The organism is Gemmatimonadaceae bacterium, assembly GCA_030647905.1.
In the GTDB taxonomy this organism is placed as follows: domain Bacteria; phylum Gemmatimonadota; class Gemmatimonadetes; order Gemmatimonadales; family Gemmatimonadaceae; genus UBA4720.
In genome coordinates, this window is sequence record JAUSJA010000027.1 from 19,377 (window position 1) to 42,614 (window position 23,238).

The 23,238-nt window shown below is 63.5% G+C and carries 17 protein-coding genes; 16 read left to right on the forward strand and 1 reads right to left on the reverse strand.

The features are described from left to right. The first annotated feature begins 164 nt into the window (after positions 1–164). Genes Q7S20_09090 through Q7S20_09105 form a run of 4 tightly spaced genes read left to right on the forward strand, consistent with a single transcriptional unit; the run spans position 165 to position 7,398 of the window. Positions 165–1,595: a TolC family protein gene (locus tag Q7S20_09090; GenBank protein ID MDO8501988.1), complete on the forward strand. Its 1,431-nt coding sequence runs from the start codon at positions 165–167 to the stop codon at positions 1,593–1,595. Further along, the gene (locus Q7S20_09095; protein MDO8501989.1) at positions 1,592–2,857 is read left to right on the forward strand and encodes an efflux RND transporter periplasmic adaptor subunit; all 1,266 of its coding nucleotides are present in this window, start codon (positions 1,592–1,594) and stop codon (positions 2,855–2,857) included. The genes Q7S20_09090 and Q7S20_09095 overlap by 4 nt, the downstream gene beginning before the upstream one ends. A gap of 4 nt (positions 2,858–2,861) precedes the next feature. Next, entirely contained in the window at positions 2,862–6,152 is a 3,291-nt protein-coding gene (locus Q7S20_09100; GenBank protein ID MDO8501990.1) for a CusA/CzcA family heavy metal efflux RND transporter, read from the forward strand. Beyond that, positions 6,127–7,398 carry an acetate kinase gene (locus Q7S20_09105; protein MDO8501991.1) on the forward strand — a complete coding sequence of 424 codons (1,272 nt, stop codon included), beginning with the start codon at positions 6,127–6,129 and terminating at the stop codon, positions 7,396–7,398. Before Q7S20_09100 ends, Q7S20_09105 begins: the two co-directional genes overlap by 26 nt. 19 nt (positions 7,399–7,417) lie before the next feature. On the opposite strand, the gene Q7S20_09110 is transcribed toward Q7S20_09105, so the two are convergent. Then, positions 7,418–7,762 carry a methyltransferase gene (locus Q7S20_09110; GenBank protein ID MDO8501992.1) on the reverse strand — a complete coding sequence of 115 codons (345 nt, stop codon included), beginning with the start codon at positions 7,760–7,762 and terminating at the stop codon, positions 7,418–7,420. A 699-nt stretch (positions 7,763–8,461) separates the two neighbouring features. On the opposite strand from Q7S20_09110, the gene Q7S20_09115 reads away from it, so the two are divergent. The 12 genes from Q7S20_09115 to Q7S20_09170 all read left to right on the forward strand — a co-directional run bounded on the left by Q7S20_09115 (position 8,462) and on the right by Q7S20_09170 (position 23,158). Beyond that, positions 8,462–8,941, forward strand: coding sequence for a hypothetical protein (locus Q7S20_09115; GenBank protein MDO8501993.1), 480 nt, complete (start codon positions 8,462–8,464; stop codon positions 8,939–8,941). A gap of 14 nt (positions 8,942–8,955) precedes the next feature. Next, entirely contained in the window at positions 8,956–9,834 is an 879-nt protein-coding gene (locus tag Q7S20_09120; protein ID MDO8501994.1) for a hypothetical protein, read from the forward strand. A gap of 86 nt (positions 9,835–9,920) precedes the next feature. Continuing rightward, on the forward strand, positions 9,921–10,583 hold the full coding sequence (locus tag Q7S20_09125) for a hypothetical protein (GenBank protein MDO8501995.1): 663 nt from the start codon (positions 9,921–9,923) through the stop codon (positions 10,581–10,583). A gap of 249 nt (positions 10,584–10,832) precedes the next feature. Further along, a complete protein-coding gene (locus tag Q7S20_09130; protein MDO8501996.1) occupies positions 10,833–11,270 on the forward strand; it encodes a PCYCGC motif-containing (lipo)protein in 438 nt (145 codons plus the stop codon). Between the two features lie 106 nt (positions 11,271–11,376). Further along, a complete protein-coding gene (locus tag Q7S20_09135) occupies positions 11,377–11,808 on the forward strand; it encodes a cupredoxin domain-containing protein (protein ID MDO8501997.1) in 432 nt (143 codons plus the stop codon). Beyond that, on the forward strand, positions 11,805–13,289 hold the full coding sequence (locus tag Q7S20_09140) for a 4Fe-4S binding protein (GenBank protein MDO8501998.1): 1,485 nt from the start codon (positions 11,805–11,807) through the stop codon (positions 13,287–13,289). The genes Q7S20_09135 and Q7S20_09140 overlap by 4 nt, the downstream gene beginning before the upstream one ends. Next, on the forward strand, positions 13,286–14,263 hold the full coding sequence (locus Q7S20_09145) for a c-type cytochrome (protein ID MDO8501999.1): 978 nt from the start codon (positions 13,286–13,288) through the stop codon (positions 14,261–14,263). The genes Q7S20_09140 and Q7S20_09145 overlap by 4 nt, the downstream gene beginning before the upstream one ends. 873 nt (positions 14,264–15,136) lie before the next feature. Continuing rightward, entirely contained in the window at positions 15,137–15,406 is a 270-nt protein-coding gene (locus Q7S20_09150; GenBank protein ID MDO8502000.1) for a hypothetical protein, read from the forward strand. Between the two features lie 204 nt (positions 15,407–15,610). Beyond that, the gene (locus Q7S20_09155) at positions 15,611–18,055 is read left to right on the forward strand and encodes a vitamin K epoxide reductase family protein (protein MDO8502001.1); all 2,445 of its coding nucleotides are present in this window, start codon (positions 15,611–15,613) and stop codon (positions 18,053–18,055) included. Between the two features lie 627 nt (positions 18,056–18,682). Beyond that, positions 18,683–20,155 (forward strand): NADP-dependent phosphogluconate dehydrogenase, encoded by a 1,473-nt coding sequence (gene gndA, locus Q7S20_09160; GenBank protein MDO8502002.1) that lies wholly within the window; start codon positions 18,683–18,685, stop codon positions 20,153–20,155. After that, a complete protein-coding gene (gene zwf, locus Q7S20_09165; GenBank protein MDO8502003.1) occupies positions 20,152–21,726 on the forward strand; it encodes a glucose-6-phosphate dehydrogenase in 1,575 nt (524 codons plus the stop codon). The genes gndA and zwf overlap by 4 nt, the downstream gene beginning before the upstream one ends. 229 nt (positions 21,727–21,955) lie before the next feature. Continuing rightward, positions 21,956–23,158: an acetate/propionate family kinase gene (locus Q7S20_09170; protein ID MDO8502004.1), complete on the forward strand. Its 1,203-nt coding sequence runs from the start codon at positions 21,956–21,958 to the stop codon at positions 23,156–23,158. Positions 23,159–23,238 lie beyond the last annotated feature (80 nt).

Here is a 23,238-nt window from a genome sequence, read left to right on the forward strand (position 1 = left end):
GTCCAAGCCCCACCCCCGACGTGCCTCCCCCTCGAGCGTAACCCTGCACGCTGACCCGGGACGGAGAATCACCGCCCCGGTCTAACCACCGCGGTCAGCATTTGCCGGGCCGCCGCTAAACCTCCCGCGATGTAGTCAACGCAGCGGGACCAGGGAGAAAAACAATGGAACGTCTCAACCACGCTGGCACGATTGCCGGGCGTGCAATGCCCATGCGGTTGATCACTGCAACGCTATTCGCTCTCGTCGCTCCGGGAATCCTCTCCGGCCAGTCGGGGGTGAGCGGTCCCGCGACGCGTGACTCCGTGAAGACTGAGAGCACAGATTCGGCGACTCGTCTACGGCTCGGAGCCGTCTATGATGAGCTGCGGAAAGCGAACCCGCGCATTCAGGCAGCTGAAGCTCTCGCCCGGGCTGCTCGTGCCCGCATCCCCGCAGCAGGCCTTCCTCCGGACCCGCAGGTCCAGCTCGGATGGATGAACTACGAGCTGCCGGCGCTCAAGCCCATGGAAGTCCTTGGCATGACGCAGCTGCAGGTGATGCAGATGCTGCCAATCGGTGGAAAGCTCGGGTTGTCGAAAAACATCGCGAGATCGCGCGCGACCGCGCAGTCGGAGCGCGCGCAGGAGGTATGGCGGGAGGTGCGGGCTCAAGCAGCGATGCCTTTCTACGAGCTATACCGTGCTGATCAGTCACTCGCGGTGATGCGGGAGACGATCCGTCTCCTCGGCGACACGCGCGAAGTGGTCAGCGTGATGTACCGCGTCGGCACTGGCAACCAGGCCGACGTGCTCCGGGCGCAGGTGCAGATCGCGCGAATGACGGAAGACACCCTGCGCATGCAGGCGATGCGAAGCGGAATGGCCGCGCGACTCAATGCCATCCTCGATCGCCCGCAGCCTACGTCGATCGCCTCGCCTGCGCTGCCGGTATTCCCGAAAGACATTCCGAGCCTGGACTCGCTCGAGCAGCTTGCCTACGCCGCGAGGCCGATGCTGAAGGCAGGGGCCGCAGAACTCTCAGCCGCCGAGTCAATGGAACGGCTGGCTCGAAAGGAGCTGCTGCCCGACCTTCAACTGGGAGTGCAGTACGCGCAGAGGGGCAAGGCCGGAAGCGCTGGCGACATGGCCGGTGGTACCGCCGGTGGAACGGAGCGCATGGGCAGCCTGATGATCGGCGCCAGCGTTCCCGTCTTCGCGCGCAGCCGGCAACTCAGGCTGCGCGATGAGGCCGCGGCAATGCGCCAGATGGCCGCCGCGGACCTTGCAACGATGCGAGCTGACACTCGTGGCGCCCTGGGAGAGCGGTACGCTGACGTCGTTCGCGCCCGCCGGCTGGCAGACCTCTACCGCAACACAATCATTCCTCAGGCCAAGGCCGCCGTGTCGTCTGCACTTGCCGCCTATCGCGTAGGCAAGGTGGACTTCATGACGCTGCTGGACAATCAGATGACTGTGAACAGATACCGCCAGGACCTGTCGGCACTGGAAGCCGAAGAGGGCCGCGCCTGGGCGGAGCTGGAAATGCTGACCGGCACCGAACTGATCGAGACCAGCGCGACCTCTGCCGCACCCCTCTCCGGATATGGAAAATGAGCGACACACAATCGAATCCGTTCGGGCCGTCACGCTCGAAGTCGAATCGCATGATCGCCGTAGCAGGCGCTGGCACCCTGTTGGTCGCGGTAGCCATTGCGTGGCTCGCCACGAGAAAGCCGGAGGCGGCTGCTCCGGCCGCTCACGACCACTCGGCGCAGTCCGCGGCGAGCGAGGCAATGCCTGTCACGCTTTCGGCTGAGCAGTCGCAACGCATTGGCGTCACTTACGCGGTGGCGACTCTCGCACCCGTCAAGCGGGAGATTCGGACCGTCGGGCAAGTGACGTTCGACGAGACCCGGGTCAAGACGATATCGCCCAAGATTGAGGGCTGGATCGAGCGCCTCCTCGTCAACTACACGGGGCAGCTCGTCACCGCGGGCCAGCCGCTGCTGACCATTTATTCCCCAATGCTCGTGACTGCGCAGGAAGAGCTTCTTCTCGCAAAGCGTCTTCGGGGCGACGTGCGCGAAGGAACGGGTGACGCGCGAAAGAGTGCAGACGAGCTCATCGAATCGGCAAGGCGCCGCCTCAGCTACTGGGACATTACGCAGAGTGAGATCTCCGCGATCGAGCGCACGGGACAGGTTCGAAAAACGCTCACACTTCGTTCGCCGTACAATGGCTACGTCCTGGAAAAGAACGTTCTGGAAGGTCAGCGCGTGATGATGGGTGACGCGCTATACAAGCTCGCCGACTTGAGCGTAGTGTGGATCGAGGGAGAAGTGTTTGAGAAGGACCTCCCGGCCGTGCGTCTCGGCCAGCAGGTCACCGCCGAATTCGAGGGGCTCGCCGGGCAGAGAATGGCCGGCCGGATCACCTACGTCTATCCGACAGTCAACCCGGAGACGCGCACCGCGAAGGTCAGGGTGGTGCTTCCAAACCCGGGGATGCGCCTCAAGCCGGGGATGTATGCGACGCTGCGCATGGACGCTTCGGCCTCGGTCGCAACGCTTGGCGTACCGCGCTCAGCGGTTCTGCAGACTGGCGAGCGCAGCCTGGTGTTCGTGAAGGCGCCCAATGGACAGCTGCAGCCGCGCGAAGTGAAAGTGGGGGCGGCGAGCGAGGATCGTATCGAGATCCTGTCCGGGCTCAGGGCGGGCGAGACAGTGGTCGCATCGGGGACGTTCCTCGTGGATGCCGAATCGAATCTCGGATCGCTTCTCGGCGGGATGGGCAACATGCCGGGGATGGATATCGGGCCACTGCCGGACAAGAAGGAAGCCGCTGCTTCTTCGCCCCCTGCCGTACGGAAGGAGTAGGACGATGCTCAAGCGAATCATCGAGTGGTCGGTCGCCAACAGGCTGATAGTAATTCTCTTTACCGTTGCGGCTGTCGCCGGTGGCGTGTGGGCCCTGAAGAACACGCCACTCGAAGCACTGCCCGACCTGTCCGATGTGCAGGTGATCGTTCAGGCTGACTACAGCGAGCAGGCTCCGCGCATCGTCGAGGATCAGGTGACGTACCCAATCGCCGCGGAGATGCTGAAAGTGCCTGGTGCGCGGACGGTTCGAGGTTACTCCTTCTTCGGCGTCTCCTTCGTGTATGTGATCTTCGAGGATGGAACCGACCTTTACTGGGCAAGGAGCCGCGTGCTCGAGTATCTGAGCGGAATCAAAGGGCGACTTCCGTCCACTGTGACCCCCACGCTGGGCCCCGACGCTACAGGCCTGGGCTGGATTTACCAGTATGCGCTCGAGGATACCACCGGAAAAACGAGTCTCGCCGGGCTGCGAAGTCTGCAGGACTGGTATCTCCGATACGCGCTCACCTCGGTTCCCGGAGTTTCAGAGGTCGCTTCCGTCGGTGGTTTCGAGAAGCAGTACCAGATAGACGTCGACCCCGCACGCCTGCTGGCTTATCGAATTCCGATTACCCAGGTGATGAGCGCAATTCAGAACGCCAACAGCGATGTCGGCGCCATGGTGATGGAGCTGTCGGAACGAGAGTACATGGTTCGCGGTCTTGGCTACCTCAAGTCGCTCAGCGATATCGAGAACGTCGTCGTCGGCTCGACTCCGTCGGGCACTCCGATAAGGGTTGCGGAGCTGGGGCGGGTGACCGTCGGCCCCGCCGTCCGGCGCGGCATAGCCGAGCTCGACGGAAGGGGCGATGCGGTCGGCGGTATCGTCGTGATGCGCTTCGGTGAAAATGCGTTGACGACAATCGCGAACGTCAAGAAAAAGCTGGTGGAGATAGAGCGCGGCCTGCCGCCGGGTGTGGTGTTGCGAACCGTCTACGACCGCAGCGATCTGATCGAGCGGGCAATAGCCACTCTGCGCGACAAGCTGGTGGAGGAAACCATCATCGTTGCACTGGTGTGCTTCGTCTTTCTTTTCCATGCGCGGTCGGCGCTGGTCGCGATTCTCACGCTTCCCGTAGGCATCCTCATCGCTTTCATCGCGATGCGTTTCGTCGACGTGGGCGCAGACATCATGTCGCTCGGCGGAATCGCGATCGCCATCGGGGCGATGATAGACGCCGCGATAGTGATGATCGAGAACATGCACAAGCACCTCGAGCGAATGGCGACCGCGCATGGCCAGGCAGGAAATTTCCTGGACACGGGCGCGCTGACGGCGGAGCAGCGGCGTCTCGCTGTCATGGAATCCGCGAGAGAGGTCGGCCCCGCCCTCTTTTTCTCGCTACTCATCATCACCGTTTCATTCCTGCCTGTCTTCTCACTGGAAGGCCAGGAGGGCCGGCTGTTCTCGCCTCTCGCCTTCACGAAGACGTTCGCGATGGCCGCGGCCGCACTACTGTCGGTGACGCTGGTGCCCGTGACCATGGGATTGTTCGTTCGCGGACGTATCTACCGCGAGCGCGCAAATCCGGTCAACCGCTGGCTGATTCGCATGTACCAGCCGCTCATCCGGGTCGTGCTTCGCCATCGCTGGCCCGTAATCATCGGTGCGGCAGCCACTCTCGTGCTCACGTGGATCCCATGGAAAGCGATCGGCAGCGAGTTCATGCCGCGTCTCGATGAAGGCACGATGCTCTTCATGCCCACCACTCTGCCGGGAGTGAGCGTGGCACGTGCCCGTGAGATCCTCCGGATCCAGGACTCCATCATCAAGCGATTCCCCGAGGTCGAGCACGTGTGGGGCAAAGCCGGCCGCGCCACAACGGCTACCGACCCGGCGGGCCTCGACATGTTCGAAACGACCATCACGCTCAAGCCCGAGGACCAATGGCGGAAGGGCGTGACCTACGATCGCCTCGTCGCCGAGATGGATTCCGCAACGCGGATGGCCGGTGTCACGAATGCGTGGACGATGCCAATCAAGGGGCGCATCGACATGCTCGCGACCGGGATTCGCACGCCCGTGGGCATCAAGATATTCGGCTCTGATCTCGCCGAGCTCGAGCGAATCGGCAAGCAGGTTGAACAGGCGGTTCAGTCTGTTCCGGGAACGCGCAGCGCCTTCGCCGAGCGCGCCGTGTCCGGCTACTATCTCGATATAGAAATAGACCGTGCGGCCGCTGCCCGGCATTCGGTAAATGTCGGCGATGTGCAGGCAGTGATAGCGACCGCAATCGGTGGAATGGCGGTGACGCAGACCGTGGAAGGGCGCGAGCGCTACGGCGTGCGCCTTCGTTATCCGCAGGAGCTGCGCAACACGCCTGAACGGCTCGCTTCCGTACTGGTTCCGATCAGCCACAGCCTGCAGGGATCGTCGGCGTCTGGTGGAATGGGTTCGCCCGGCGGTGGACCGTCGGGCGGCGCCGCGCAGATCCCGCTCGGCCAGATCGCGACGATACGCCGCGTTGCGGGTCCGATGGTCGTGCGCACTGAGGACGCTCTGCCCACTGCGTGGGTGTACGTGGATGTCGCAGGCCGGGACATCGGCAGTTACGTCGCGGAAGCACAGCGTGTCGTCGCATCCCGGGTGACGCTTCCACCGGGCTATACGCTGACCTGGAGCGGCCAGTACGAATACATGGAGCGCGCAAAGAAGAAGATGATGCTGGTCGTGCCCGCCACGCTCGCGATCATCGTACTGCTGCTTTACTTCAATTTTCGAAGTGTGCCCGAGACTGCCATTGTGATGCTGTCACTGCCGTTCTCTATAGTCGGCGGCATGTGGTTCATCTGGGCGCTCGGTTACGACTGGTCGGTGGCTGTGGCGATCGGGTTCATCGCGCTGGCTGGTGTTGCGGCGGAGACGGGGGTCGTGATGCTGATATATCTCGACCAGGCGTGGGAGGCGGCGGTTGCCGCAGCCCGGGACGAGGGCCGCCGGCCTTCGCTCCGCAACCTCTACGACGCCGTGATGGAGGGAGCCGTGGGACGCGTGCGCCCGAAATTGATGACCGTGACCGCGATCATGGGAGGGTTGCTTCCCATTCTCTGGGGTAGCGGGACCGGTGCGAGCGTGATGAAGCGCATCGCCGCGCCGATGATCGGCGGGATGGTCTCCAGCACTGTACTGACGCTGCTCGTCATTCCGGCGGTGTACACGCTCTGGAAAGAGCGAGAGCTCGCGGCTGCTTCGCCAACGCCTGCGCCTGAAGGCCCGGCAACCCCTGATGAAAAGGAAGGCCAGGAGCGGTGACCTCCCCGTGAAAATCCTTGTTCTCAACGCCGGCTCTTCGACTCTAAAGTTTCAGCTCATCGAGACGGATGAAGCTACCATCGCGAACAACGCGGAGCACAAGCTCGCGCGCGGTCAGATCGAGCGAATCGGAGGCGAAGCAGTCATAACGCTGGAAGCAGGCGGGCACAGCAGCAAGAGCGCAGCACCGCTTCGAGACCATGCGGCAGCCGTCGAGCACGTCGTCTCCTGGCTCCGTAGCGACAGCTTTCCGGACACAAAGAGCCCGGCCGTAGTAGACGCCGTCGGACATCGGGTCGTCCACGGTGGGGAGCGGTTCGCGCAATCCACGCGCATCGACGACCAGGTGCTCGTCGAGCTTCAGGACCTCATCGATCTCGCCCCCCTCCACAATCCAGCTAACATCACGGGGATAACGGCCGCTCGCGCGGTGTTCGGACGCAGCATTCCGAACGTCGCGGTTTTTGACACGGCGTTCCACCACACGCTGCCCGAGACGGCTTATATCTACGCGATACCCTACCAGCTCTACCGGCGGTACCGCGTCCGCCGGTACGGCTTTCACGGTACTTCGCACAGGTATGTATCCTACCGTTACCGGCAGCTCACCAACCGCACGCGGGAGGGGACGCGAATCATTACCCTCCACCTTGGCAACGGCGCCTCCGCCTGCGCCATCGCGAAAGGACAATCCGTCGACACCTCGATGGGTTTCACTCCCCTCGAGGGACTCGTCATGGGAACGCGCTCGGGCGATCTCGATCCGGCTATCGTCGACTTCATCGCCTCGAAGGAAGGCCTCTCGTTGCGCGACGTGGACTCGCTCCTCAACAAGCAGTCGGGTCTTCTCGGAGTTTCCGGCCTCACGGGTGACATGCGGGAGCTGCTCGCCGAGGAGGCCGAGCACAATGACAGGCGGGCCAGGCTCGCAATTGATCTGTTCTGCTATCGTGCGAAGAAATACATCGGCGCCTACGTCGCCGCACTGAATGGCGCCGATGCCATCGTGTTCACCGGCGGCATCGGTGAAAATTCTCCCGCGATACGAGCGCGCATCTGCAAGGATCTGGGGTGGCTCGGCATCGAGGTAGACGACGGGCTCAACGCCGGAATCGCCGACGGCACCGAGGGTCGCATTGATCGGACCGGCTCGCGCGTCGAGCTGTGGGTGATTCCGACCGACGAGGAGCTGCTCATAGCGCGCGACACGTGGAGAGTCGTTTCCGGAGTTCCGGCTCCCTTCTGACAGCCGCTTTCGGAACGAATCATTCGGCTCCCCTCATCGCCCCGCGTGCCCGACCGAGATGACGAGATGTCGTGAGGACTCTTGCCAGACGGAAATACATCACTACGAGCACCGGGAACATCAGAAGTGTCGGAAGCGTCGGCCACTGAAGCACAAAGCCGGTCATTATGAGGATGAACGCGGCATACTGCGGGTGCCGAATCCGCGCGTAGGGGCCTGTGACCGCGAGATTTTCACTTCGCTGCGCCGCGTAGAGGACATTCCACGCGGCGGCGAGAAGCCAGAACCCCGAGAAAATGACGAAGATCGCGGAATTGATCGCGACGAGCGTCCAGAGCCCGTAGGCAGGCATGCTGTCTGACATGGAGATTACCAGCCCACGCGGCTCGGGCGAACGGAACCGTTCCCGGTCTGGCCCGCGCCGAGGTTCTGAGCTTCGCCATGGCTCCCAATGCCGGCTGTCGCGTCAGTGGTCTGGTGACCTCCATGCCCGCCGTGTCCTCGATCGGGCGGCGTTTTCATGCATCGTCTGGTCCTCGACTATTACTGTGTGCTGACCATGGGTTCGCCCTTCACCTCCGCCCGCCGTGTGGACTGAAGCGCAAGCTTCGAGAGTGAGCTCTGACTTACGCCGACGGGACCGAACGCGCGGCCACATTGCCGTCGCAAAGTCGATTGTACGTCCACCCGGCGATCGCAAAAACGACGAACGCCGTAATCGCCCAGAAGCAGAAGCCGAGCACGTAGGATGTCCAGGAAAGAGTTTGCGCCTTGCCTTGGAGGGTCAGATGCACCGCGTTGTCCGGTGTCGCCCCGGAAGGTGACGGCGCCGACCGCCTGCCCCTACCCTCACCCGGCATTCAGGTAGCCTTCAGGATTCAGCAGAGCCTTCACCGCGAACCATGAGCCGAAGGAGACGGGCAACATGTCGGATGCTTCAGCTCAAGACCTGCCCATGCACCGACGCCAATTCCTGAAGTGGCCGAGAGACATTGCCGAGAATTCCATGACGCACTCCGAACGGCACGCTTGTGCACACTCACCTCGATCCACGGAGCTTCACATGTCGCACTATCGAACCGTTCTCAACCTCGCAGTGACCGCCGCGCTTGCGATCGCCGCGCCCGTCGTCGCACAGCAGCCGGGGATGATGCAGGGGACGCAACAGCAGCACATGCAGCAGCACATGGGGCAGATGCAGGACATGATGCGTCAAATGTCCGACATGTCCCAGCGCTCACAGCAAATGAAACAGCAGATGGGACAGATGCAGGGCGGGCAGATGAGCGGCGGACACATGGCAATGCCGCAGATGGCCGATCACATGACAGCCATGACGACGCAGATGAAGGGGCTCATGGGGCAGATGCAGACGATGATGAAGGATCAGCAGATGATGAAGGACCGCGCGATGCAGCACGACATGGGCAACATGCACGAGCACATGGCGGCGATGTCCAAGGACATGGGCAAGATGCTCCAGACGATGGAGCAGATGCAGAAGCGGATGGGGACGAGCCCACCGCAACCAAGGAAGCCGTAAGCCAGGAGACACCGATGTCGAACGTCGCGTGCTGTGCGCGGCGCCTTGCGCTCGCGGTCGGGGTGTTGGCAGTTGCGGCCGTGGCGGCCCCCGCGCAGTCGCTCTCCTACCTCGGAGGGCTGCAATACGCCACCGGCGATTTCATCTTCACGCAGCGTACGTGGAGTACCTATCTCTCGAACGGACTCTCGTGGTCGGCGGGCCGATTCCGGGCGTCGGCGAGCGTGCCTCTGGTGATGCAACCGGCGGGATGGCTGCAGTACAGCGGGACCGGCATGATGGTGCCCACGGGTGGGATAGCGGGAAGCGCGGGAGGCCCAACGAGTAGTAGTTCAGGCATGGGGAACGGGATGCACGGTGGGACCATGACGCCCTCGAGCGACATGCCGTTCAGTAGAGTCGGCATCGGCGATCCCATTGGCCGAATTGACGTGGCGCTATCGCGGGGTGACGCCGAACATCCCGTGGTGAGTCTCGTGGGCGCGGCGAAAGCGCCGCTCGCGGACGTGAACCGTGGATTCGGCACAGGCGAATGGGATGTCGGCGCCGGACTGTCCAGCGCGGTGAAATTTGGCAGCATCTCCGTGTTCGCTGAAGCCGTGTATTGGAGACTCGGGAATCCTCCCGGCGCCTCGCTGCGCAACGCCGTGGCGTATGCGCTGTCGGTCGGGCGAGCATTCCCCCGTAGCCGCTGGTCGGTGCTCAGCACAGTGTCTGGCGCGAGCAGCCTTTGGACGGGGCTCGAGGCGCCGGTGCAGGCGGGGATGGGCGTTGGGTATCTATTCGAATCGGGAAGCAGCGTGTTCGCGACCGCCGCAGCCGGCCTTACGCGCACGGCGCCAGCGATTTCGACAGGACTCGGTTGGCGGGTGCCGCTCGGCAAGACGCGGTAGGTCCTGGAGCTTCGGCAGCCCCGGGCGGCTATTCCCCAAACTGATGGGTTCTGGATTGCGGACGTCAAAGAAATAATGGAGACGCCATGAAGAAAATGTATGCAGTGCTTCCAGCGCCGCTTTTTCTCAGCGGCTGCATGGTGCTCGGTATGGGAGGAATGGGGCTCGCCGGGGGCGGCGGCATGCACGGAGCGTCACATGGTTCCTCCATGAACGGTCAAACACTCGTCAAGGAATCTGTGGTCAACGGGATACGAATCACCGCTGAGTTTCCACAATATGTGTTCGGCGATGAACTGGCCTATAAAGTTACTCTTCGTAATGTTCGCGACAAATCAACTATCTCCGATGCGTCAATTGCATTGATCGTGACGTCGGATGACGATCGCAACCAGGGCTCGCGGTCCGGGGAAGCGGGCTCACATTCCGGACATGGCGATTCATCCACGACTCAGAGTCAGGGCAAGGTGGGGAAAATGAAAGTTTCTCCGGACGAAACTGGTAACGGTACGTATGTGTTCCGTCCATCAATCACAAATGGAGGCGCCTACAAATTTGTTTTTGTCCTGGAAAGAGTTGGCAATGTCACGATAGAACCGCCAATCGAAGTTGAGCAAACCGTTCGACTCGACGGTCAGAGGGATCAACACTCAGGAAATCGCGATCACATGACAGGATCCGGCAGGGCTCCTGCCGTCCTGATCGGCGCCGGCGTCATGGCAATAATGATGCTCTTCATGGTCAGATGATTCCAGCAGCATGCTAACCAACCAGGAAAGCATGTTAGAACCAGCCGATCCCGGCGCCAGCGGCTCCACGCCACATCACCTCACCCCGGACACCGGGTCGGTTAGCCCGGCGCGGGTGCGCTAGTCACATCAGGCGGAGGGCTGGAGGATGTCAACAAGGTCCGCAGTTCCCACTCATTCCCCGGGACGGCCTTCCGTCGTCACGATAGGCACAGCAACGGGGTTGTCTTTCTCATTAGGAGGCTCGACATGTTACCACGCGTGATTTGGGTCATCGTCCCGCTGTTGGCGGGCAGTTTAGTCGCCGGCTGTGGCAGGACGTCTTCGGCTTCAACCGACCACGAGCTCAAGATGGCTCCGATGTCGATGATGCCTGAAGCAGTGCAGAGTGCTGCCGCAGTGACACAGCAGTCATATCAGTTCGCCGTCGCCAACCCCGATGTCATGCAGCACATTCCTTGTTACTGCGGCTGCGGCAGTATGGGGCATACATCGAATTACTCCTGCTACGTCGAGAGCGTTGATGCCAAAGGCAACGTGAACTTCGACTCGCACGCGCTCGGCTGCTCAATCTGCGTAGACATCACGCAAGACGCGATGCGCCTATCAAGACAGGGCCAGAGTCTGCAGGATATCAAGGCCTACGTTCACAAGACTTATAGCCGCTACGGCCCTTCAAACATGTAATCAGAACTCACCACGGAGACACAGCGTGTTAGAAGTCTCGCCGTTCCTTTGAACGTGAAATGGATTACCGGGAATCATGACACGAGCTCGTTTACCACGGCGCTCAATGGTAGTGGGATTGATCGCAATAGCTATTGCGTTCGTCCCAATGCCGACGACGATGGCGGCTCCCACCGATCGTCACTTCCGCATCGAGGCCAGCAGATTTCAATACACGCCCGCAGCGATGACTGTGAACCCCGGCGATCACGTCACGATCGATCTGGTCGCGACTGATGTGGTGCATGGCCTCTACATCGACGGTTACGATCGCAGCGTCGTAGCCGATCCGGGGCAAACGGCGTCGTTGTCGTTTGTGGCCGATCAGGTGGGCACGTTTCGCTTTCGCTGTTCGGTGACGTGTGGCGCGCTGCATCCTTTCATGATCGGCAAGCTGAATGTTGGTAATAACGATCTGCTGTGGCGGGGTCTCGGTCTTGCGATGCTGGCCGCCGTGGCCTCCGTGTGGTTGGCACGCCCCGGGGACAAACGTCAATGACCCGGCACGACGTCAATGAATCGGGTAACCGCGACGAGACGATCATCCCGCTACTGATACGCCCTGAGCCGCAGGCGCGAGAACGCCTGCGGCTCAGGCGTGAACCGCTGCGCGCTCACCGGGGCCTGGATGTGCTGCGCTGGCCGTTGATCAACACCCTGCTGCGCAATCGCTGGCCGCAGTTGATCGTCCGTGGCGTTGCGCTGGCTGGCTTCCTCATCGCAATCATAGCCGGGTTGATCGGCACGCCGGTGGGCAGCCACAACTTCGGCATCGTGGGCGTGTGGATTGCGTGGTGGGCGCTGTTGATGCTGATCGCTGTGCCGGTCTTCGGACGCGGTTGGTGCAGCATCTGCCCCATTCCCATGCCAGGCGAATGGCTGCAAAACGGCGCGATCCTTGGCCCGCAGAAAGGAGGCCTGGGGCTCAATCGCAAATGGCCCAAGCGCTTCAGAAACATCTGGCTGCAGAACCTCGCGTTCACGCTGGTCGCCTTGTTCAGCGCCGTCGTACTCACCCAACCCAGCATCACGGCGATCGTGCTAAGCACCTTCTTGTTCGTCGCTATTGGCACCAGTCTCATCTTTGAGCGGCGCGCTTTCTGCCGCTATCTGTGTCCGGTGGGCGGCTTCATCGGCCTGTATTCGCAACTCGCGCCGGTTGAGATTCGCGTGAAGGACACGGCCGTCTGCGCCGCGCACACCGCAAAATCATGCTACGTGGGCAGCGCCGGCGGCTACGGTTGCCCGTGGTTGTTGTTTCCCGGGGCGCTGACCAAAAACACGTACTGCGGCACGTGTCTGGAATGTATCCGCACGTGTCCGTATGATAACATCGCCTTCAACATCCGATCGTTTGGCGCAGATCTACACAAACCGGCGAACCGCAAACTCGACGAAGCGTTCAAAGCCCTCATCATGCTGGGCGCGGCGATCGTTTATTCCGCGGTCATGTTGGGACCGTGGGGCGCGCTGAAATCGGCCGCTTACAACATTGGTTCAGCGGCGTGGCTGGCATATGCGCTGACGTTCCTCGGCTTCATCTTCGGCGCGTTGCCGGGACTGTATCTGTTGGCCGTCGCGATCGGCCGTAAACTGTCCAAGTCAACAGAGACGTTGAAGAAATCATTCATCGCGTTTGCGTATGCGCTCGTGCCGTTGGGCTTGATGGCCTGGATCGCGTTTAGCCTGTCGTTTGTGTTCAGTAACATCTCATATTTGTGGCCGACGTTGAGCGATCCGTTAGGGCAAGGCTGGAATCTGTTTGGCACGGCGAACGTGAGCTGGCAACCGTATCTCACAGCGATTGTGCCGTTTCTGCAAACGGCCGTATTGATCGGCGGGTTGGTGTGGGCAAGTGTCACGGCGCGTCGCATCGCCGCCGAGAAACAATTGGGGCGCGGCACGATGTTGCAGGCCCTGCCGGTGATAGGCTTCTGTTTCGTCATCACCGCGGGCTTGATGGGGCTATTGATCGCATGAAGGCCGAACGCATTGCGCGACTATTGGTGATCGTGCTGGCGATCGGTTTGCCCGCACTGGTCGCACTCGCCCGATTGGCACCTGGCAGCACGATCGACATACATGGTGTCATGGCGGACGAGGGCGGCTGGACACCGGGCGAACTCACCGCGAAAGCAGGTGTGCCGATCCACCTGCGCTTGACGTCCGATGACGTGATGCACGGCTTCGCCATCGGGAAACGTACCTGGCCGTCGGTCGAGGTAGTGCCGGGCAAGTGGACGACGACGACCGTCGTGTTTGATCGGCCCGGCAAATACACGTTCTATTGCACGCGCTGGTGCGGCCCCAATCACTGGCGCATGCGCGGCACGATCGAAGTGACGGGCGATGAAACACACATGCGCGCTGAAACAACGCCGCTGTTTATCAGGCTGAAACTCGATCTGGATGCGCCGCATCCCACTGACAGGGTGCCGAGTGAGAAGCCGTCGGCATCGCGTGGCACCGCGTTGAACATCAAACCCGATCTCGCCGCCGACACCTATCGGACGCAGAGTCCCGCGCACGTCTGGCGTACATTGCGCGAGCGCGCGACGAGCCAATCGTTGAGCGATCAGCAAGTATGGGATCTCGTGGCCGCCGTGTGGCGCTCCAATACAACCGCCAAGCAACTGGCGGAAGGCCGCAAGTTGTATGAAGAGAACTGCGCCGCCTGTCACGGTGAAACCGGGCGGGGCGATGGGGTCATGGCGACCTCATTGCAGAAGTCCGCGCCGTCTGATATGCCCGGGATGTTGGGGCATGGTACAATATCACCCGTCGATTTCACCAATGCTCGGAACATGCTGGGCGCGAGTTCAACGATTTTGCAAGGCAAGATCATTCGCGGCGGCATGGGTACTGGCATGCCCTACTGGGGACCGATCTTCACCGAATCGCAGATCTGGTCGATAGTCAATTATCTGTGGACGTTTCAGTTTGCTGATCCATGATACAGGAACACACCGTCGGCGATTCGTCGCAAACTGCAGCAAGCAGCCTGCATGCGAGGGCGATCGGTATTCGCAGGCTCCTGCAGCACAGGGATGGAGTTGACCGGGTTGGTGGACACTTCACCCTTTGGGGGAGGAGGAGTCCCAATGCCGACACGCAGATCGTATCCAAACGAGTTCAAAGAACAGCTGGTGGAGCTAGTCCGAGACGTCCGGACGCGCGAGTGAAGCCCGGGAAGTGGAATGAGTATCTGGCCATGCGTGAGGGCATACTGGCGCTGAACGCGAAGCACCGGGATCTCCTGTCGAACGACCTCGGAGCGATAGCGGGGTTGCTGTTCGACGTCGGATCGAAGCGTTACGCACCGCCACCACGAGCGGATGACGCGGAAGCGCGGCGCTCGTGGGAAGCGGACCTCGCACGAGTGCGCGAAGAGGCGGCGAAGTCTGACAAGGCGCTCGCCGCCGCGCGCGAAGGCGACCGAACGCACACCGAGATACAGGGCTGGCTTCGCGACCTTGGCCACGCGTTGGGGTTCGAGGTCTGGGTGGCGAGTAACGACGTCGGCCGCCCGTATGCGGGTGGGCGGCTTGGCGACGGATGTATGAGCGCGCTGCCGGCGACGATCGACAACGCTCCGGGAGCAGAGGCGGTGCGGCTGATTGACATCCTCTGGCTGGAGCGCAGCTCCCGCGGCCGGCGTTCAGCCATGTCGCCGACCTTCGCGTGCGATTCCTTCCGTACGGCGAGCTGGAGCGTCACCGCGACGCGATGGCGAGGTTTAGGCAAGGAATGCGACCGATCGAGGCGCTGGCGAAAGTGCTATAGTAACCTCTCGACCCTCTTCTACCCGTGGCGAATTGGAGCACCAGATGACAACGAGTCGGGAGACCAACAATCTGAATCATTCCATGCTGCGCGAACTCGTCGGCGCGGCGAACGCCATGCCTCTTGCCGACCGGATCACGCTGCTCAAGGCGCTCGTGCCTGGCATAGCGAGAGAGATGACGCCACGTGACTTCGAGGGGCTGATGGTCGAGCTCCGCCTCAAGGGCGAACGCTTTTACGACGCAGTCACCCACCCGGGCGAAGGCCGGGATTCGCGTCACGTCATGGGAGAGCGGGACATAGAGGAGCGATGAGCGCCCAGACGTCACGTTCGCTCGGCTGAGGCGCAGCGAGGTGCCGGACTGAGAGACGAGAAAGCGCTGAAGCATTCGTGGACCTTCAGCGCACGTTCAGGCGATTCTCAGTATGGGCGGCATACGTTGTGCCATTCGCTGCGTGTCGCCGACGAGTCACAGCCGCCGCGTCTACTGTACACGCCCGAAGCGGGAACAACAGCCATGACACCAGAGAAGGGAATCATCCTGGTCACGGGGTCAAACGGATTGATCGGCCAAGCCGTAATGCGGCGATTCGTCGGCCGCTTCACGGACGTCGTGGGCTTCGACCGCAAGGCGCCTGCGCCGCCACCACCCGGTTGTGTGCACGTCGCTGTCGAGATCACGTCCGACGAAAGCGTGCGAGAGGGCCTCCGCATGATTCGCGCGCATCATGGGGAGCGCATCGCGTCCGTGATCCATCTCGCCGCCTATTACGATTTCTTCGGCGAGCCGAGCCCCAAGTACGAGGAAATCACCGTGCAGGGGACCGGTCGTCTGCTGCGGGAGCTCCGCGCGCAGGGCTTTCAGATCGAGCAGTTCGTCTTCTCGAGCACGATGCTCGTCCACCGTCCCGGCGAGCCGGGCGAATTCATCACTGAGGATTGGCCACTCGAGCCCACGTGGGCGTACCCCGAGTCCAAAGTCCGGACCGAACAGATCATCCATGATGGGCGCGGCGACATCCGCACCGTGCTGCTGCGCATCTCCGGCGTGTACGATGACCTCACTCATTCGATCCCGCTCGCGCACCAGATCCAACGGATCTACCAGCGGGACCTGACCAGCCGGGTCTACTCCGGCTCAACCGCGCATGGACAGTCGTTCATGCACATGGACGACCTGATCGACGCTATCGAGCTGGTTGTGGAGCGCCGCACCGCGTTGCCGCCGGAAGTCCCGATCTTGCTCGGTGAACCCGAGGCGCTCAGTTACGATGAGCTGCAGCACACAATCGAACGCCTGATCCGCGAAACGAGCAAGGAAACCATCGAGATTCCCGGCGCGCTGGCGCCGGTAGCCAAGGCGGGTGCATGGGTGCTCGACCACGTCCCCGGTCAGGAAGGGTTCATCAAGCCGTGGATGATCGATCGCGCGAACGACCACTACGACCTCGACATTACGCGGGCCCGTACACTGCTCGGATGGGAGCCGAAGCGTTCGCTGCGCGAGACGCTGCCGAAGATGGTGGCAGCGCTGAAGGCCGATCCGCTCGGCTGGTACCGCGAGAACAAGCTGGAGCCTCCGTCCGAGCTCGAGAAGACAGCCGGAAAGTCCGAGGCGCCGCACCAGGCCGACCACGCCGGCCACGCGCCGATGGCGATGGCGCACGGCCAGGGTGCGCCCTGGGCGCATTTTGCCAACATGACGTTGGGCCTGTGGCTCATCACCAGCGCATTCGCCCTCGGGTACCGCAGCACGGCGCTCCAGCTGAGCGACGTCGTGAGCGGGGCGCTCGTCATTATGCTCGCAGCGCTCTCGCTCTCGCGCCGTCCCTTCTGGAAGCTGTGGGCTCCGTGGGCGAACTCGCTGGTCGGCCTGTGGTTGCTCTTCGCCCCCCTGGTCTTCTGGGCGCCCACGGCCGCCGCCTACTCCAACGACACGCTCGTCGGTGCGCTGGTCGTGGTGTTCGCCATCCTGGCGCCGGGGATGCCGATGCCACCGGGGATGAGCATGGAGCCCGGCCCGGACGTGCCGCCGGGCTGGTCCTACAACCCTTCAAGCTGGCCGCAGCGGGCGCCGATCATCGCGCTCGCGCTCGTCGGCTTTTTCCTCTCGCGGCAGATGGCCGCGTTTGAGCTCGGCCACGTCACCACGCTCACCGACCCGTTCTTCAGGATGGGCACGGAGCGCGTGCTGACCTCCGACGTCTCGCGCGCCTTCCCTATTCCCGATGCGGGACTCGGCGCCATCGCCTACATGGTTGAGTTCCTGATGGGCTTCATGGGCGACAAGCGACGGTGGCGGACGATGCCGTGGATGGTCACGTTCTTCGGAATCCTCGTCGTTCCACTCGGCATCGTCAGCATCACGTTGATCATCCTGCAGCCGCTCGCGGTGGGGGCATGGTGCACGCCGTGCCTCATCGCCGCGGTCGCGATGCTGATCATGATCGCGCTTACCCTCGACGAGGTCGTGGCCATGGGCCAGTTCCTCGTGCAGGCGCGGCGCGAGGGCCAGCCGTTCTGGCGCGTGTTCTGGCTGGGCGGCACGTTGCGCGACCTGCCGGAAGTCGGACCGACGCGCGCGGACGTGGTGAGCGCCAAGGCGATGGTCTGGGGGGTCGCGCTGCCATGGAATCTGCTTCTGTGCGCGGGACTCGGCGTGTGGCTGATGTTCACGCCCTCGGTGCTCGGAAGCGCGGGCACGGCCGCGCACAGCGACCATCTTTTCGGTGCGCTGATCGTGACCATTGCCGTTATCGCCCTGGCCGACGTGGGGCGCGCGGCACGGTTCGTCAACTTGTTTCTCGGTGCGTGGATCATCGCTGCACCATGGCTGCTGGCCGGTGCCAGCTCTGCGTCCACGTGGAGCGACGCGATCGCGGGCGCGGTCGTGATCCTGCTCAGCTTCCCGCGAGGCCGCGTGGGCGAGCGCTATGGCACGTGGGAGCGCTTCATCCGATGACGCGACGCGAGAATCACGACGCGCTCCGAGGAAAGCCCACCCCGGCCATGATCGGCTTCCTGGTCGGAGTTGAGTCTCTGTTGCGCACAGCGCCTCGTTGATTGAATTCGATCTCAAACACTTAAGGAGGAAAAGACAATGGGCTGTTGTAGCGATGTGATGAAACCAATCGAAGCGTCTTCGTGCTGTACCCCGCAAGACACGGCGGCACACGCTGCGCGAGCGATGCGCGATTCAGGTTGCGGCTGCGCGCCCGTGGTTGAGGATACAGAAAACCTCAAGCTGGCCGGCGTCGTCACCGAGCGCGACGTGTGTTGCGGCGTGGCGGCTGAGGACCGCCGTGCTTCCGAAGTTCGCGTCGAAGAGATTATGCGACCCTCGTCTGCTTGTTGTGCCGCAGATGAGCCGGTTGAAGAAACGCGCCGGAAACTCCACGAGCATCGCACGACGAGCTTGCCCGTTGTGGACAAAGCGGGCTGTTGCTGCGGCACAGTCAGCATTCACAGTCTTGAGAGATCATAAAGCACGGGATGACGCCGATGTGTCGCCACGTTTGTCGGGCACGCGGCGAGCTTGCGCCTGGGGCGTGGAAATAAGTTTGAGAAGACCATGTGGAGGAGGCCAGGCATGTCAGCCATGAGCGTGACACCCCAGACGGCGCAGTTCGGAGTGATCGGCCTCGGCGTGATGGGCGAGAACCTTGCGCTCAACATGGAGGACCATGGCTACCGCGTGGCGCTCTGGACCCACACTGAGGGGAAGGTCGAGCGCTTCCTCGAGAACAGCGGCGCGAGCCGGCAGTGGGTCGGCACGCGGACGCTCGAGGAGTTCACGGCGGCGCTCGTTCCGCCCCGCCGCATCCTGCTGATGGTCAAGGCCGGCGAGCCCGTGGACGAGATGCTCGATCGGCTGGCGCCGCTCCTCTCTCGCGGCGATGTGGTGATTGACGGTGGCAACTCATTCTTCCGTGACACGCAGCGGCGCGAGGCCGCCATGCGCGCACGCGGGATCTACCTCGTCGGGATGGGCGTTTCCGGCGGCGAGGAGGGCGCGCGCTACGGTCCGTCGCTGATGCCGGGCGGCGCGCGCGCGGCGTACGATCTGCTGCGCCCGGTGCTCGAGTCGATCGCCGCGAAGACGGAGTCCGGTCCGTGCGTGACCTACGTCGGGCCGGACGGCGCCGGCCACTTCGTGAAGATGGTGCACAACGGCATCGAGTACGGCCTCATGCAGGCAATCGCCGAGGCGTACGACCTGCTCCGCCGGGGGATGGGCCTCCCGGCGGAGGAAGTGGCCGGCATCTTCGCCGGGTGGAACCGCGGGCCCCTCGAGTCCTACTTGATCGAGGTCGCGGCGCAGGTGCTCGGCGCGCGGGATCCCGAGACGGGGAACCCGTTGGTCGAGATGATCCTCGACCAAGCCGGACAGAAGGGCACCGGGAAGTGGACGGCGCAGTCGGCGCTCGACCTCGGCGTTCCGATCCCGACGATCGCGGCGGCGATCGATGCGCGGATGATGTCAGGCATGAAGGGCGAGCGCGTGACCGCCAGCACCTTGCTCGCGAGCGCGACCACGGGCCGCATTACGGGCGACGCGAGCGAAATGGTCGCCGCCGTCCACGACGCCCTCCGCGGTGCGATGGTCTGCGCCTACGCGCAGGGGATGAGCCTGCTCCGTGTGGCCTCCACCGGGTACGGCTGGGGCGTCGACCTGCAAGAGATCGCGCGCATCTGGAAGGGCGGCTGCATCATCCGCGCGCGGTTGCTCGACACGCTCATGCACGCATTCGAGCGCGCGCCCGATCTGCCGAACCTGCTGCTCGACATCGACGTCCGTCCGTTGCTGTCGGAGGCGGAGAGCGGGTGGCGGTGCACGGTGGCGGCGGCGGTCGCGGCGGGCGTTCCCGTGCCGGCGATGTCGGCCGCCCTCGCGTACTTCGACAGCTATCGCAGCGCGCGGCTGCCGCAGAACCTCACGCAGGCCCAGCGTGACTTCTTCGGCGCGCACACGTACGAGCGCGTGGATCGGCCGGACGCCGGGTTCGTGCACACCGACTGGCGAAGTGTGATCGAGCAGTCCGCACAAGGGGAACCGCGATGAGCGTGACCGTGCGGGCTGTCACTCGCGAGACCGCCGAGGATGCGCCGTCTCCGCGTGCCGAGTCGTGCACGGTGATCATCTTCGGCGCGACGGGAGACCTGACGCAGCGGAAGCTCATGCTCGCGCTCTACGGTCTGCAGTGCGTCGGCGAATTGAGCAACCGGTGCGAGGTGATCGGCACGGGGCGGACGCCGCTGTCCGGGGAGGAATTCCGCGCCCGCATGCGCGAGGCCGCCGCGGCGTCGCGGGACGGGAGCGACGCGGACGACCCCCGCTGGCGGGAGTTCGAGCAACGGCTGCGTTACCTCGCCGGCGACCCAAACGACCCCGCCTTCTATCCGGAGCTCGCGGCCGAGCTCGAGGCCCGGCGGCAGGACGGCGCGAGCCCGAACTACCTGTTCTACGTCGCGACCCCGGCCTCGTTGGCGCGGCCGATCATCGAGGGGCTCGGCACCGCCGGCCTGGCGCGCAACGCTCACGGCTGGTCGCGCATCGTTCTCGAGAAGCCGTTTGGCCGCGACCTCGAGTCGGCGCGCGAGCTGAACCTCGTCGTCAACGATGTGTTCCCCGAGGACGCGGTCTTCCGCATCGACCACTACCTCGGGAAGGAGACCGTTCAGAACCTCCTCGTGTTCCGCTTCGGCAACTCGATCTTCGAGCCGGTGTGGAACCGCAACTACGTCGAGTACGTCGAGATCACGGCCGCCGAGGAGCTCGGCGTCGAGCACCGGGCTGCGTTCTACGAGGAGACGGGTGCACTGCGCGACATGGTCGCGAACCACCTGCTGCAGCTCCTGACCCTTACCGCGATGGAGCCGCCCGCAGCCTTCGACGCCGACGCGGTGCGCGGCCAGAAGGTGGAGGTGCTGCGGGCGATGCCGCCGATGACCGTCGAGGAGGTGCTGCGGCGGACAGTGCGCGGCCAGTACAGAGCGGGGACGGTCGGGGGGATACCAGTCCCGGGCTACCGCGACGAGCCCGGCGTGAGCAGGACCTCTCTCGTGGAGACCTTCGCCGCCATCGAGTTTCACGTCGATAACTGGCGCTGGGCGGGGGTGCCCTTCTACGTGCGCGCCGGGAAGCGGCTTGGGCGCAAGATGACGGAGATCATGGTCCACTTCCGGCGGACACCGCAGACGCTTTTCGCGAGCACGCTCGCGGCGGGCAGGGAGCCGAATCTGATCACGCTCCGGATCCAGCCAGGCGAAGGTATCACCATCACCTTCGCGGCCAAGCAGCCCGGCTCGGAGATGCGGCCGCTCCCCGTCGAGGCGGAGTTCGCCTACGCGAAGAGCTTCCCGTCGGAGCTGCCGGACGCGTACGCGACGCTCCTGCTCGACGCGATGCGCGGCGATGGGACGCTCTTCACGCGCCGCGACGAGGTGGAGGCCGCGTGGCGCATCATCACTCCGATCGAAGAGGCCTGGGCGCGCCTCCCTCCTCCACCCTTCCCGAATTACGCCGCCGGGAGCGACGGGCCTGCGGAGGTCCAGGCGCTGATGCACGGCCGCGCCTGTCACGCGTGGTGCGCAATCGAACCGACGGCTTGTCCGGGATCGCCCGGCTCATGAGCGCGCCCCGGCGGCAGGGACGTTACGCACTCGACCCCGACGTACTCTCCGGCTCCCCGCCGGCCGACCTGGCCATCGCCGGCATCGGCGACCTGCTGGCCTACGATCTGCCTACGTTGCTCGACGCGGCCACCGGCGTGGCCGCGACGCGCAGGAGGGACGCATGCACCCGACCCAACGACTCCCAACAGGAACCACGGACGGGCGGTCTTATCACGGGAGTCGACCCATGAAATCTGCGTTGCCCTGCGTCCTGACGATCAACGGCGGCTCGTCGAGCATCCGATTCGCGGTGTATGAGGCAGGCGACACGCCGCGGCGGCGGCTCGATGGGAAGATCGATCGCATCGGTTTGAGCGGCACGAATTTGATCGTCAACGATCCGGCTGGAACACCGCAGGTCTCCCGCCGCCTTGCCGCAGCCGACCACCGAACGGCGGTAGGTTTTCTGCTGGACTGGCTGGAGGCGCAGCCGGTCTTCGCGTCGGTGAAAGCGGTGGGACATCGCGTGGTGCATGGCATGAAGCATTCCGAACCGGAGCGGGTCACGCCGACGCTACTCGCGGAACTGCACCGCATCACGCCGTATGCCCCCGATCACCTGCCGCGCGAGATCACACTGATCGAGGCGTTCAGGCGGCGGCATCCAAAACTGCCCCAAGTGGCGTGCTTTGACACCGCGTTTCACCGCACCATGCCGCGGGTCGCCAAGTTACTGCCGATCCCGCGGCGCTATGCGGCCGAGGGCGTCGAGCGCTACGGCTTCCACGGCCTGTCCTACGCCTCTTTGATGGAGGAACTCGGCCGCCTCGATCCCGCGGCCACGAAGGGTCGTGTGATCCTCGCGCATCTCGGCAATGGCGCCAGCCTGGCCGCCGTGCGCCACGGCAAGAGCATCGACACCAGCATGGGCTTCACGCCCACGGCAGGATTGGTGATGAGCACGCGCACGGGAGACCTGGATCCCGGCCTGGTATACTACCTGGCACGCACCGAGCGCATGAGCGCGGCGCGATTTCAGCAGATGGCGAACCACGAATCCGGGTTGCTTGGAGTTTCCGGGACCAGCTCGGACCTGCACGACTTGCTTGCGCACGAAGCCGGTGACGGGCGGGCGGCGGAAGCCGTGGCGCTGTTTTGTTATCAGGCCAAAAAGTGGATCGGCTCCTTCGCTGCCGCGCTCGGTGGATTGGACACGCTCGTCTTCGCAGGCGGCATCGGCGAAAACGCGCCGCTTATCCGGGAGCGGATCTGCGATGGACTCGGCTTTCTCGGCATCGAACTACACCAGAAGCGCAATGCGAAGAACGCACCGGTGATTTCGCCGGACGCCGGTCGCGTCATTGTACGGGTCATCCGCACGGACGAGGAGCTCATGATCGCGCGGTCGGTCATCCGCGTCCGCAAGCTCGGCTCAATTCGGGGAACATGAAGCATGAGAACCAAGGATAAGCGGCCCGACGGCCAGCGGCCTGAACCGCCCCTATGAAGACCACCCTGAAACGTCCACTC

Bases quoted from the DNA above. Each gene is read 5' to 3' on its own strand.
- Q7S20_09090 (MDO8501988.1), top strand. From the start codon at position 165: ATGGAACGTCTCAACCACGCTGGCACGATTGCCGGGCGTGCAATGCCC.
- Q7S20_09095 (MDO8501989.1), top strand. From the start codon at position 1,592: ATGAGCGACACACAATCGAATCCGTTCGGGCCGTCACGCTCGAAGTCG.
- Q7S20_09100 (MDO8501990.1), top strand. From the start codon at position 2,862: ATGCTCAAGCGAATCATCGAGTGGTCGGTCGCCAACAGGCTGATAGTA.
- Q7S20_09105 (MDO8501991.1), top strand. From the start codon at position 6,127: ATGAAAAGGAAGGCCAGGAGCGGTGACCTCCCCGTGAAAATCCTTGTT.
- Q7S20_09110 (MDO8501992.1), bottom strand. From the start codon at position 7,762: ATGTCAGACAGCATGCCTGCCTACGGGCTCTGGACGCTCGTCGCGATC.
- Q7S20_09115 (MDO8501993.1), top strand. From the start codon at position 8,462: ATGTCGCACTATCGAACCGTTCTCAACCTCGCAGTGACCGCCGCGCTT.
- Q7S20_09120 (MDO8501994.1), top strand. From the start codon at position 8,956: ATGTCGAACGTCGCGTGCTGTGCGCGGCGCCTTGCGCTCGCGGTCGGG.
- Q7S20_09125 (MDO8501995.1), top strand. From the start codon at position 9,921: ATGAAGAAAATGTATGCAGTGCTTCCAGCGCCGCTTTTTCTCAGCGGC.
- Q7S20_09130 (MDO8501996.1), top strand. From the start codon at position 10,833: ATGTTACCACGCGTGATTTGGGTCATCGTCCCGCTGTTGGCGGGCAGT.
- Q7S20_09135 (MDO8501997.1), top strand. From the start codon at position 11,377: ATGGTAGTGGGATTGATCGCAATAGCTATTGCGTTCGTCCCAATGCCG.
- Q7S20_09140 (MDO8501998.1), top strand. From the start codon at position 11,805: ATGACCCGGCACGACGTCAATGAATCGGGTAACCGCGACGAGACGATC.
- Q7S20_09145 (MDO8501999.1), top strand. From the start codon at position 13,286: ATGAAGGCCGAACGCATTGCGCGACTATTGGTGATCGTGCTGGCGATC.
- Q7S20_09150 (MDO8502000.1), top strand. From the start codon at position 15,137: ATGACAACGAGTCGGGAGACCAACAATCTGAATCATTCCATGCTGCGC.
- Q7S20_09155 (MDO8502001.1), top strand. From the start codon at position 15,611: ATGACACCAGAGAAGGGAATCATCCTGGTCACGGGGTCAAACGGATTG.
- gndA (MDO8502002.1), top strand. From the start codon at position 18,683: ATGTCAGCCATGAGCGTGACACCCCAGACGGCGCAGTTCGGAGTGATC.
- zwf (MDO8502003.1), top strand. From the start codon at position 20,152: ATGAGCGTGACCGTGCGGGCTGTCACTCGCGAGACCGCCGAGGATGCG.
- Q7S20_09170 (MDO8502004.1), top strand. From the start codon at position 21,956: ATGAAATCTGCGTTGCCCTGCGTCCTGACGATCAACGGCGGCTCGTCG.